Below are 14,394 nucleotides of genomic sequence, written 5' to 3'. Positions count from 1 at the left end.
CGGGTAACCTATGATGGCCCTGACCTTAATGAGATCAAAATAACAAGGGAAGCTCTCCTGCCCAAAACGATTCTGGTGATTGATAAAAACCGTTACAGGCAGGCACTGTTATCTGGAAGCCTGATCAAGCATCAGTTGCAGTTGGATATTGACGAGATTGTCCGCCAGTTTTCAGAAAGGGGGATAGCGGAAAAACTGGAGGCATTGGGCATAAAAGCCGGGGAAAACCTTGGTTTGAATGTTGGCAGGGGTATCCGCATTGAATTGATGCCAGAGTGGTCGCCGGTTGAGAGCAGGGTACTTATGTATGACCGGGATGACCCGGCCCGGCCAGTGCGAGTGCAGTTGGGAACCCTCCGAGCCCAGGGAGAGAACCTTCCTGGCCTCGTTAAAACCCTTTACCCGCTAGCCCTGGCCGCCAGTTACACTGACGGGCAACCGTCAGAACAAGCCACCACTGACCCCAGAAGAGTTCTGGTTAATACTATCTGGAATCAAAATAACCGATTTCTGGATAAGCTCGGCGATACCGTTGGCTTAACCGCTCTTTATGACCCGTTGCCGGTATTGAGGTCAACGGCAGACAGCCTTTATCACAAGATGCTGGTCGGTCAGGAACACGACTGGCAAATTCGCCCCGGCACGGTTGCTGATTTCAGGGATGTCTTTAACCGTTTACCGTCAGCAGAGCTCAGGCAGGTGTTTGCCCAGGCCTTTCAATACTTTGGTGAGATGCCGGAACAGGAGCGTGCCCGCTTTATTTTTGCGGTTACCAGTACTTATGAAGCCCTGAATCACCCGGTTAATGGCGACCGGGAAAAAGTAGACGCCTTGTTAAAAGCCATAGGTCCTGAGCATCTGACCCGAATGAAAGACTACGGGGTTTCAGGCCAGGAAAAAACGCTTATAGCCATGACAGGCGCATTGAACTCAGTGCTAAGGCAGGTCAGAGGAAATGATGGCCTGGCGCGGGTTGAATTTCCATCGTCCGGCCAGTCAGTGCTGGTTCTCGATCCTTCCGAGTTTGAATACAGCGGCAGGCAACCTCTTGAATTCGCCATCAGTCATTATGACGGTAAACAGATACAGCCTGTTTTCAGGAGTGAACCCGCCGCTTACGAGCGGCTAGGGTTTAAGCTGCTGATTGACAATGCCAATGCTGAGTTCAGGCTGGTCAGGACGGATGCTGATTCAGGCACTGACCGCCTGGTTTTGAACCTTGATAAAGCCGCCTTGGTACGGTCTCAGCTCAGCCCCTTATTGCAAAACCTCCAAAATATAAAGACAACGGAAGTCGTCAATTCGGGAGAGAACCAGCGTTTCTGGCTGGTCAGGATGAAAGACAGTGGTCAGTACGGGGTTCTTCTACAAAATGCTAAAAGTGATGGCGAGCAACCGGATGTAAGTAGTGTGCCAAAGAATGTGCGGATCGTGCCTTTCGGTGAGACAACCACCGTCAGTCACATTCAGGACGCTGTAGCAATAGACAGCAAACTGAATCCCTCAACAGGGGAGCCGGAGGCAGGCCGGTTATTCACTGCTTCTGATCCGGAACTGAGGTTCATTCTCTTTCACCTTCCCCCAGGATCGGCTGACCAGGAAGCTGATGGCCTTCGGGTATTAAAAAAAATGCGTCATTCGCTGGCGCTTTTTTTCAAAAGTACCGATGAAGGAAAGGCATTAAAAAAACGCTTAACCCCACTGGTCACTGATCTGGCCCGGCCTGTTTCTTTGAGTGACCTCCCGCAGATTTCCCAGGCAGCCGGAGGTAAAGTTTCCCGCGTTATTCCCGATCAGGCCAGGGTTCTGATGACGCTGGACAGCACCAGCGACCAGAATCTACGCCTTGAGCGTTACCAGGGACAAAACGGGTTTGTGACAATAAAAATAGACCCGTCAACCATCAGGCCCGGAGCTGAAATCAGTGATAGCACCCAGCTGTTTCCCAGACTGGCCAGTATTTTTCCGGAGGTGTTGCCTGCCGGTGGGGAGCTTGAGTATGAAAACCGCATCAGGGAGAGTCTGGGATTGCCCGTCGTTGAGCAAAAAATCTCGGACGCCATCGCTAAGGGAGATGAGCAACTCGTCGTTCGATCCATTGAGGTAGCCCAGGGACTGCGCCTGACCATTAATGAACAGGGGGCTTATGACCAATTCAAACGACAGGTTGTTGTTGCTGAAATGCCTCCGGGAAAGAGTGGCAAGCCTTATGTGCGGCTGGTGATGGATGCTGTGGACTCCCTGCGGTTGGAAATCAGTGATCCTGAGTCGTTTAAGGCCGTTTCTGGTCTGGATGAGGAAACAATCAGCCGGGTGTTAACCGAAGCGCTGCGTGATGACCAGGCGAACGGTCGCTACCTGGTTCAAAACCTTGAGCGTGTTAATCAAGTACTGGCGGAACGGGCTTCAGGCGAACTGCCGCCTTTCAAAGTGGTGAACAATGAGCTGATTGAAAAAATTAAGACTTCCGTATCTGATTTTGTCAATGTTGAACCAACGTCCCCTGATGGCTCACCGGGCAAGCAGCGGGAGTTCGTCAACTTACAGACCTGGGGAAGCCCGCTGTCCGGCCTGGATCGCCTGATGTCCAGTGAAAGTGAGCAACGGTTTCTTGCCAAGTGTCGTTCAGAAGCAGAGAAGCTGGTGCTGAAATACACGACTGTTGATAGCCAATACCGGTCTCATATTAAGTCCCTGTTTACCAACTTCCTTTTTCAAAGCATTACGAAAATTGCCAGACAGATGACGCCTGATGTTTCTGCAGGGTTCTTGCCCCTGACGGGTGTCAGTGACGCAGTAGCCGGTGAGTTACCGCAAAATGCGGCAAAAGAACTGAACGAGGCAGTGAATAAAAACCGGCTTGACTCTTTCACCGCCACTATTAAGGCGGCTGCGCGTCGCATTACTGATTTTGCCAATATTGATAAAAATGTTCTAAAGGGTCATCTGTTTGATAAAACCGTGTACAGCGTTTTTGCGGAAACTCTGTCCCTCAGGGTGTCAAAAGGAGAGGCGTTCCAGTTACCTGTTGAGCCCATGTCGCTGAGCCCGCGAACCAGCGACCCTGTCATTGACCCGGTAGCCATTAACGAGGAGCAACGCCAGCCACTGGTAAAAAGTGGTGACCAGGTGTTTGGCATGGTGAGTGTCGATATTGAGCGAGTGGCCGCCTGGCAAAACCTTGAGTCAGGGGAAGTGGATGGGATATTGCAATTAACCCGGCAGTCGGGCATTGGTGGCTCAGTTTCAGAAACTCTGGCCTTTATTAAGAATCTGGAAACGGTTTTCAGCGATGTTACCGAACCCCCGCAGTCCCTGTCTGAAGACATTGCCAGAAGAGTCGGTGAGCTTGGTCCCATTGATCGGAACCGACTTGGGCAGGCATTGATTGATCGGGTCAGTGATGAGCAAAAAACAGACATTGTTGCTGATCGCAGCCAATGGCAGGCTCGTTCCGAACTTGCTGGTGAGCTGCTGAAACTTGAGCTCAGTGATATTGCCGGACAGTTGGCAGCAGATGAACGCCTTGAAGACGTTCAGTGTCGGCGGGTGGACGCTTTAAGCAGGTTGACTGATGTAGTGACTTTGTCACTGGATTTGCGGGGCACCCGGGTTGCAGTGGAGTTAAATCCGACGCTGACTCTGGATGCCTCCTGGGTGGATACCCGGCAAAACCGGATGGTTATTGGCACCACAAAGACGCAGGGGCTGGTGGCAGTAGGAGCCTTAACGCTGTTTAAGGTGCTGGACAGGGCGATTGGCGGAGAACACACCGGCAGCGACCTGGTAGCTCTCGGGGTTCGAAATAATCCTGAAGGTCTCGCGATCAACGATCCGGGCAGGGTCAGGGTAATGCCAGCCCGCCTGGACGTGGCGGCCAAACTGGATCGTCTGGAAACAGCCGCCGGGTTAGTAAGAGAATTGGACGCATTTGGCAGTGGTGACAGTGCAGACAGTGCGCGGTTACTGAAACAGAAAATTTCGAACAGCGTTGAATTACTGAAACAGAGAATTTCAAACAGCGTTAAATTACTGCAAACCATGTCCGGCGATGAGAGCCACTGGAATATCGGCCAGGAGCCTTTTCGCAAACGGCTTAATGCTTTTAGCAGAACACTGAACCTGCCCAAGCCGGAGCCGGATATACCCAAGGTTATTTGTCGCAGGGCTACGGGTGAGAGCTGTGGTCGCTCTGCCATCCAAACCCTCGATCAGGTGGATGATGAGCTGGATAAAGCCCTGACCAGCAGGGAGTTGGAGGCGCTAAAACAGCAACTGATGGCATCGGGTACTGAGGGTAAGGCGGCAGAGCTGCTGAAAACCATTAATCTCTTTGCCAACCAGAGATTTGCTGCCGTTTCGGGAGTCAGCCCTGCGGATGATAGCAAACTCCAGCAGAAGGTGATGACGAAGCTGGTGGAGTTGTTGTCGACGGGTAAAGCCAGTTCTGTGGACGCGGCTATAGACAGTGTTCTGGAGATATACAGCAAGGAAGGTTTTGCCAGCAAGGAAGTTTTTGCGGAAGACATCAGCGACTTGAGGGAGGCTATCAGGGGAAGCGACGAATTCAAGGCCATTGTTGAGTCCATGGTGGATCAAAAAGGCAGCCATGAAAGCAGTGATGCCCTGAAACAGGCTGGAGCTTTGCGGGAAAACATGATTGACCGCTGGCTCAGGAAACACAAGGTTGACCAATCCCTGACCCTGAAAAAATTTCAGAACGTTCAGGCAAAACTGTCCGCCAAGCCCTGGTTTGGCAAGGGTCAGATGGCGTTCGGTGTGGGTATGGGGATAACCGGCCTGGCCCAAAGCTCGGTGTCGCTGTACAACTTGAATAAATATCGGGACTATCTGTCACCAGAAACCTATGCCACGGGGATTGCCGGGGTGGCACTGGGATACACTGGCAGCATTTACGCTTTGTCCAGAACAGCGCACTCGGCACTGTCCAAAGCTGCCGGCTTTGCCGATGAAGGGCTGGGTCTTGCCGGTGCGGCCATTGAAAATGCGCCAAGGCTGGTAGGGAAAAGCGCCATCAAATTATCGGCGAAAACCACATCCCGGTTGGCCAGATTTGTTCCCATGGTGGGAGGCTTTGTTGCCGTGGCGGCAGGTGCGGCCGCCCTGGCTTCCAGTGTCATGGCTGCGAAGGATGCCAGTGAGGCAGGCAATAGTGCCCAGGTGGCATTTTATGCAGTGAATGCTGCACTGGACTGCATTGGTCTTGCTTTGGATGCGGTCAGTACTGTTATGGAAGCCTCGGTGATTCTGGCACCGGTTGGTTTTTTACTGGATATCATTTCCACCCTGCTTGGACTGGTTCAGACCATCATCGGTCTTTTTATCCCGCCCACCAATGCCCGTCAGGACTTTGATGCCCTGATGACGAGTAAGGCGTTTACAGACTTTATCGATAAGTTGGCCGGGGACGCAGCAGAGGAAGGCTATAGCCGATTTGCCTGGAGGGAAACGGCAGATCAGCATCTTAAAGATCGCTTTAAAACCTATGAAGTGGATTTGCGAACTTTACGACACCAGGTCGTCAGGGATCTAGAGAGCAGCGGTGAAAAAGGCATCAAAATCTGGGATATGGATGCACTGTCCAAAAAGCTGTTGGCGCGCACCACGGATAAAGACGACTATGTGGTGGCAAAAGGCAATAAAGAAGTTCATGGACTGGGGGGCGAAGATAAGATTTTCCTCGAGATGCACCAGGGGAAAGCCTTCGGTGGCGCTGGTAATGACCTGCTGGTGGGGGGAGTGTTTCAGAGTGGGGGTGCCGGTGATGACAGGCTCGTGCATACTCTCGGTAAAGTAGTTCAGGAGGGAGGGAAAGGTAACGATGAAATAAGCCCCGGTACCGGGTTTGCTGTTATTGACGGTGAGGCCGGTAAGGACACTCTGGTCTTGCCCAGCCCTGTGTTTGAGACCCATTTTAAGGGCATGTACCAGGTACAGTGCCTGAAAACTGATTTGGGGGTACGGAAGATTGATGATTTCTCAAAGCTCCAATATCACTGCGTCTTCTGCTATGAAAAAGCGACCTTTAGTTCTTCTGGTGTGGTTGCCAAGTTTAATCAGGAAGCGCTGAAAACGGGGCAGGATGGTTTCCCCTATCTGTTTGAGGTAGATCTCTCAAAACAAACGTTCACCAACCGGTTGGTTGAACTGTTAGAGCGGAAAAAGCAGGAGGGCAATGACTTCGGTATCTTGAAGGACCTGTATGGTTTGCAGAAGAAAGGTAAAGATAGCCTGCGGGTTCACGATTCAGGTATTAACTTTATCAATTATGCGGGTGACCCCACGACCTTCCTGGTTCATAGTTATTCCAGTCTGAAAAACTGCAAAGGTAAAACTGACATATCCCGAAGTCGTTCAGGTTGCCCTGATGATGAGGATGTGGTGCCGTTCAGTGAAATTGGTACTGATATTCAACCTTTCAAAGAACTCCCTGCAAAAGAAGTTTATAAAGTGGGTGATGTTGTTATCGCCCTTCTTCGCAGAGAGGAAGTTAAGCACTGGGAAGCTAAAGAGCACAAAAAGCTTTATAAGTCCCAGTCTAAAAAAGACATCTTTGCCCTGAATGTGGATAAGCATCGTCATCATTCTTACAACAGCCTGAAGGCTGATGCAAAAGGACGAATTTATGGGGTTGTAAATGAAAAAAAAATGCCCGGTGGCGGTTGTCAGTTGCTTCATCAAAAGACCCGTTGTGCAGACAGTTCAGCATATAAAACTCTTGAAAATTGCTGTGTTTTTTATGGAGTGGCGGGCATTGATTATATTAAAGAAAACCAAGTGTACGAGGGAGCTCTGTATATACATACCAAGGGGCTCAAGGAGGAGAAGAAGGATCGTTCAATCACTATGTACTTTTTGAGTGATAAAGAGGATCGCCTGATTGAGTTTAATCATACACAGTTGCTTGAATATGCCAACCTTAAATCCTTTTACGATAAGAGTAATAGCAGGCGTTACACTCACCTTAATAACCCGGTGGTTCGATTTTACGCGGGTCTTATGGATTTTATCGGAACCCAGGGGGAGGTCAAAAATATTGAAAACGTAGTTGGCAGTGCTTACAGCACCAAAATAATCGGAGATGACCAGAACAATCTGATGGTAGGTAAGAGTGGCCGTAATTTCTTCAAGGGATCATCTGGCGATGACCAGATTGTCACCGGGAGTGAGTTTGATGAAGTCTATGGCGGAGCCGGGCGGGATACCATATCTATTAAGGCCTCAGAGAAAAGCCGGAAATACGTCGACGGCGGCCCAGGTGTTGACAGGGTCTCATATGCACAAAGTAAACAGCGCGTGACCATCGACCTCACCAGAGATAAAAGTCAATTGTCGTATGGTGATGTGTATGTCAATGTCGAAATCTTTGAGGGATCAAATCACGACGATATCATGAAGGGGAATGATGAAAGCACTACCTTTATTCCCCGGGCTGGCGATAACATAGTGTATACCTACGGGGGTGATGACACCGTACTGGCTGATGGTGGAACCACGACAATGCGGTTGCATGAAGGGAGTAATAAGGTTTTCCTGAAGGCTGGGCATCATACTGTCGAGGGTGGCAAAGGCAATGATGAAATTTATTTTTCGGATACCACTCACACCCAGCATCTGATTCAGGGCGGAGGAGGCAGGGATCAGCTAATCAGTACTCTGCGGCCCATTGTTACGTTGAAATTCAAACGGCTGCCGACTTCTGTCGTTGTTCCGAGCACACAGCCAACAACGAAGTCTCCAGTGTTGTCATTCTTAGAATCTATTTTACTTGAACATTTTGTTAAACCGACATCGTTGCCCCTGACGAAATTCCAGTGCTTGGATTTTGCACCTGTCCGCCTGGTGGTGGATCTTGCGAATAATGTATTAAAGCTAAAAGTTTCAGGTGTCTACGATGCCGTCAAAGGCGAGACAAGAATAAAGCGTGAAGACAAGTTTTCCAAGGACAGCGGCTTTCAGTTGTCATTTGATTCAGCTGGGAAGCAGATAGTAAAAAAAGTAGCACTGGGTGACTTCATAAAAGGAGAGGCAACGATAAGCTGGGGAAGCATTGTTCAGGGTGTATCAATGGACTCAAGTTTGGAGTCGTTTATTTCTAGTGCCGTCGTTGATGTTGATCTGAAGTGGGCACCTGAATACAAAACAAAAGTGATCACTAAAGATGGAAAAATAACAGAGCAGGTAACGACAACGTATAAGGAAAAATGCCAGCCTACTCAATGGTCGGTCGAATTCTCAACGATTGATTCGCCATCAGTGACCATCGATTTAACCTACAAAAAAGATGGGCGCTTGCAGGTGCAAGATGTAACGACCCTGGTCGCTCAGGACGGTGATGACAGGATTACCGGAAACCCCGATGAAAATAATAGAATTATCGGGGGCAGCGGTAATAATCGTTTAATTGATATGGGCGGAGATAACCAGTTCTCTACAGGAATGGGAGATAACACCATCACCGCCGGCCTCGGATACGACACGCTTTTGTATCAGGTGACGACCCGGACCTGGCTGAAAAGTCGGCCCTTCATTCCCTACACGCTGGATGCTATTTCGGTGGATATGGCCAGCGGAAGAGTTCTTCATACATGGAAAGCCAATAACAGACAATCTCCAGACAAATCATTTTCAGATCAGTTTACCGGAATTGACCATATTGTTGGTACTGGCAATAGCGATCATTATTCCGGATCGGACGATAACGAGCAATATACCACGGGCGGTGGTGACGATACTGTGGATATGGGCGGAGGCGATGATCTGGTTATTGTTCTGGATTCCGGGCAGGAGCCGGTAAAACCCAGCCTCAATGGTGGTAACGGCATCGATACCCTGGTGTTTGAAACTCGTCAGGGCGTCTGGTTAGATCTGGAAGCGGGCAAGGCCAGGGTTGGAACCGGGGAGCTATTTCATGTCGCGGGATTTGAGCGGATCACCGGCAGTGTGAGTAGCGATACTCTTTACGGCGATGAACTTGATAATGTTTTCACTCCCCGGGCAGGCGACAACCAGGAAGTCCATGGCAGGGAAGGCAACGATCGCTTTCTACTGTTTGAGGGAACCCACCTGGTTTCTGGCGGCAATGGCACGGATACCGTCGATTATCAGGCCCTGGAATTACCCCCCGGTACCACGGGTATTATGATTTTACAGGATTATCAGGCACTGTCAGACGGTCAGGGCGGGTTTAATGGCACCCACTGGTTTGACCCGGATTGGTCAGACTATGTCGAACAGGCCGGCTTGCCTTGTCCAAATGACGACACCCTTGGCAGGTCAGCCAATGTTTCGGTCACCTGTCGTTCAGGCTTTGTCGTCTTTCGTTATGAGGAGAGTTCGACTTTACCCAGATCGCGAGGCATCAAAGATCAGTTATACGACATTGAAAACCTGTTTGGCAGCCAGGGTGACGATGTCCTTTTCCTGACGTTGGCCGAACATTTAGCCAATGGGGCTGATGGCAATGACCGCCTGGTGGATCTATCAGAGGGAGCAACCCTGAACGGTGGCAAAGGCGATGACATACTCCATGCCAGCCTTCGTAACGATAGCCTGGGCACTACCACCGTGGGTGGGCCAGGTTCCGATGTTCATTATGGCGGCCCTGGCGATGATAAAATGATTGCGGATCAGGGTCCTGACCGGTTGATGGGCGATAAAGGCAAGGATTTTTATCTCATCGACTGGCAAGCCAGGGGGTCAGAGATTGCTGACCCGGATAATGGCAATATGCTGATGCTCAGAGGCAAAGGGGCCACCTCTAAGAATATTGGGCTGGTACTTAATGGGAATTTCAGTCAGCTGGCCTTTCAAGACCAGGGACAGTACTGGGTAAACATCACCATGGACGCTGTGCCAAGAAGGGTTCGTCCTGATGGCAGCCTGGACACCGGGCATTTTGTCGAAGCACTCCATCAGCATTTTCCTTATCTGCGCATTGAGGATACTGAAAAAGGCAACAAAACGTCTGCGGCTCCCCTGACCAAGCAAGATTTAAAGCTTTTTTATCAGGACCGGTTGATAAAGGATCCCCGTCTGGACAACATCCTGATTGCAGAGGCTGACGATCCGGTGCTTCATGCAGGCATCGGCAATGATGACCTGATGGCACTGGGCTGCCGGAAACCCAACCAGACGGAAGGAGTTTCTGGCTGCCACTACAAGCTCTTCGGTGAAGAGGGGCACGATACTTTCCTGGTTCGCAATGCGACAGCGGATGTCTACCCGGGGCCAGGCCATAACCAGCTTGCTGTGGGTGAAGGGGCCAGGGTTTTTGTCAGTTTTGATCCGGATCAATCACAAACCTTCGGGCTCTCTTTGCCATCTCCGCCAGAACAGCTCAGGTCCGTTTCCTGGCAGTCCGTTGAGCCAGGGCAACTGGTCAGCCATGGCGGGCCCCTCTCTGGTGAAAATAGTGCAGGCTTCAAAAATGCACGGAAGTTAACTGAAAGAAGTCAATGGCTGGAAATACCGGGCTTATTGACGGGTGGAGCCATGACACTGTCCTTGCAGTTGCGGGTTTCTGGTCTGGATCAGGCCTTGCTTCCCATTATTTATTTTGCTGATGACGTTGGTCGTCATGGCATCAGGGTAGATAAAACGGGCCGTGATGATCTGGAACTGACCCTTTCCGACGCTGCTGCTGAAACCAGCTTTCATGGGCGGGTATCTGATTTTTTTCAGGATGGCCAGTGGCTGCATTTGGCGCTGCGGGTGAATCGTGAGGGCCTGGTGGGCATTTATAAAGATGGGAAAAACGTTTTGGAAGGCGTCAGGGTTGATGTGCCAAAACGGATGATCAGGCCCGTGAATTTTCTGGGTCGGGAAGCGCTGGCGGTGAGCACTCAGAATCCCAGTAACGCAACCTTGACCGTTGCCGGGCTGATGGTGGTCGATCATCCGATGGCTGATGAGGCCATTAGTCAGCTGGCCAAATCCCCCAGCGGAAACCTGGTGAAGCTGTCGTCTGAGTGTGATTCAGTTGAAGTGGCTCTGACTCATTATCCTGACTATCTGGAGTTGGGTGCCAGGTACTACCTTGATGGTCAGGATACGGTTCGTGACTGGCTCCAGTCTATTGAACGTTTGCCGGGTATGATTCCTGAACCGGATGGACGACAGGTCTTTGTTGCGGATAAAAACAGCAAAAAAGGGTTGTTTCAGCAGGGCGATGGTTACAGTGAGATTGTCGAGGCGCCGGGGCGCGCCGATTTGTTGGTGGTGAACGTTAATCAAGATAGTCAGGTTGTCTTTCGTAAAGAGAATGATGACCTGATGATTTATCTTTTCAAGGATGGCGAAAGCCTGAAAACGACTTCTTTGACCAGCGTTTCGGATCGGAGACGATATCAGAATTATTTTAATAGCAACCATTCGGATCGGGTTGAGCGCATTGAGCTGGATCATAGAGTTTTGCGGTTGGAAGACATTTGGTCGCTCACCCGCGATTTTCCACAACCCTCACAAATCCTCAACAAGGCAAGACTTGAGGAGGTCAGGGTGCTGGAACGCCAGGGACAGTTGCTGCTGTTCTTTGGCGGGAACCATTTTCCCCTGGGAATGACGCTGGGCCAGTTGTGGCCGGTTGTCTGGGATAATTATGAGAATGATCCGCTGGTCACATTAAGCTGCCCAACCGTTCAGCCCACCAGAGGGACAAAGGCAATATGTTCCCTGTCGGCCATGGATTGGCGCGGGTTGGCCCGGGCCTACGGACAGGTGTTGCTTTCCGGGTCAAACAAGGACATCAGTGATGAGCACTTGCTGCAGCTTAGTGCCCGTAATGTGTTTGAGAAAACGGCTGGGTTCTGCCCATTGACTGACATTGCTGCGTCCTCGTCAGATTGTATAGTACGTCTGGGTACTCCGGGTGCTGACAAGTGGCACTCATCAGGGGAGACAGGTGCCTTTTTTGGGCTGGGCGGTGATGATCAGTTCACGGTAACGGATTTACGCTGGGGTTATCTCGGCGGCGGTGAGGGCTATGATTCGCTGGTGCTTGCCCCCAAAGTCTCCGTCGGTACGTCGTTTATTGTTAACCAACAGCACATTGTTGTGGATGGGCAGGTAAAAGGCTCAGTGTCCGGATTCGAGTCTATCCACTGGCAGGTATCCGGTTCTGGCCAATTTATCCCACCACCGGAGGTGAAACAGTTAACGGTTACCTTGGGAGATGTGCAGGTTAAAACCGGGGCCAGGCTTGAAACCATTGTCGTTGGTGACACCGGAACTGTGCGACTGCTGGATACCGGTTGGAACTCGGTGACTATCTCCTGCAAGGAAGATGGAACCGGGCTTGAGAACGTCCATTTTAACTATCCGGGCATCAAGTTGTCCGACCTGATGGTGCAAAAGTTTGAGCCAGCAACAACGTTTGAGAATATTCTGACGGGGGGACAGATGACACTGTCCTGTTTTGTCAGTCCTGGTGTGTCTGGAGATGTGTCTGGAGATGTGTCTGGAGATGTGTCTGGATCTGCCGAGGTTGAGTTGTTTGATTTTTCTGACTTGACGGACAGCGACAAGGGGGCAATGACCCTGCTGGTCAGTCAGGGGAAGGATCTGGTTATAAGGGTATTGTCGTCTGAAGGGAAAGAACGAAGGATTGACGCCAATGACTTTTTCCCACCGGGCAAAAAAACGCACCTGCTGGTGTCCCAGAATCAGAACGATTTGATGATTTATCAAAATGGCCAGCTTATCCAGTCTGAAGTGCTTGCTCCTTTGCCCAGGGCTTTACGCAGCAGAACGCAGATTGGGGACAGTGCCAGAGGTTGGCTGGACGCGGTGGTTTTGGTGGCTGGCAGAGTTAACGCCAGAACCGCAGCTTTGCTGGCAGAAACACCCAGCGGAAAGTTGACTCGGTTAAAACGAATCGATTCCCCTGAGCTGGGTGTGGTGGTCAAGGGGGGCGGGCCAAAGACTGTCACCGTGGGTCAGCAGCGCTTAACTCTGGATCATACCGACTTTGTTGAGAACCAAAGTATGGAATCTTTGGAAAACTTCCGGAAGGATGCTGAATTAACGGAGCCAAAGGTTAGCCCCAATGCTACGGGTTCAGTGACCACCATCGCTCCGGTACCTGCAACTGCAAAGCCTGCGGCTACTGTCGAAAATCGACTTACCCCCACAAAAAATACTCAGTTTACTCAGGTAACACCGACTCCTACCCAATTAAAGCCAAGTGTTCAGCCCCTTGTGTTTCCTAATACTTCATTGACTGTTCTTAAGGAGGAGGCGCCTGAATTAACCAAGATACCGGGGGGGGAAGATCTGCTTGCCAGGGCAAACAACTCCACTGAGCCTGAGTTCAAAGAGCTTGAATCCCTCCCATGTTTTTCCAGTGGCTCACCTGCAGGCAGTGGGAGGGATTCGAGTACCAGTAATAAACGTCAGTTTTCGTACAATGGACTTCAGTGCAATGAAAGTTCTGTCGAGTTGCTTGATTATCACCAGGCACCGCAACTGCAGGTTCCTCTGGGTGATCAATGGTCGGTATTGGGAAACTGCTCTGCGCTTTGCTTGCCTCTGGTGCCTACTGGTGCCTCTCCTATCCCGACTGTTTCTTCTTCTTTGCTCAACCAGACTGAATGCTTTTTGCCTTGTAATGTAACAGGTTTAGTATGGGATACCGAAGGGGGCAAAAATTACAATATAACCGAGTTAACACCCTTTTCTTATGGAGAAGCCATTAACTGTTACACGCCATGCCAGGGCCCGGCGGCCGCAATGGCAACCGAGTACAATCAGACAGTTAAGGTCGATCTTGATCTTGATCCGCAACAGGTTACCTCTGGTCAGACTTTGAACGTGCTTCTTAAAGAGATCAGGGATTTTAAATGGAACAGTAAGACTGATGTTTTATTAAAGGGAGATGACCTTGATAACACCTTTGAGCTGGGCTCATCCGCCTTAAATGGGCGGGTTGAATCGGGGGCTGGGGATGACCATATAAGGCATCGGTCCCGGGGGACAATGGTTTATCAATACGAACAATGGGGCGGCATAGACCTTATACAGGTATTGGGAGAGGGCAATCTGGAGTTGGATTTTGGCGATGTAGCTATCAATGACATCACTTTAACGGAAAGTCTTGGCGTTGTTCAAGTTGGAGTCAAATTCAAACATGAGGGTAAGGAAGTAGAAGACCTGTTTTATATCACCGGGAAATCCAAATCAGGAAAAGACAGTTTTGACCAGCCGCGCCTGACCGGTATTCGTTATAGAGATGGCAGCATTCAACAGGATGACCTGAATATTCTTATTCAGAGTATTAACCAGTTTGAAAATAAGTTTCAAACGTCGGTTTCTCCATCAATCTCACCGACTGCCACCCGGAGTGTGCCGCTGGTTTCGACTTCCTTTGCCGGGTGA

Annotated in this window: 1 protein-coding gene (only partly in view); it reads left to right on the top strand. The window is 50.4% G+C overall.

The genetic code is table 11. From position 1 onward, the window contains the following. Positions 1-14,394, top strand: partial view of an anthrax toxin-like adenylyl cyclase domain-containing protein gene (locus ACOJUN_RS01015; RefSeq protein WP_422134827.1) — the final stretch only. It extends 15,516 nt beyond the left edge of the window; the window shows 14,394 of its 29,910 coding nt (coding positions 15,517-29,910); its start codon lies beyond the left edge, outside the window; its stop codon occupies positions 14,392-14,394.

The sequence above is a fragment of the Endozoicomonas sp. ALD040 genome, from assembly GCF_049275945.1.
Lineage (GTDB): Bacteria > Pseudomonadota > Gammaproteobacteria > Pseudomonadales > Endozoicomonadaceae > Endozoicomonas_A.
Note: the sequence above shows the minus strand (reverse complement) of the source record. Positions and strands in the feature narration are given on the sequence as shown.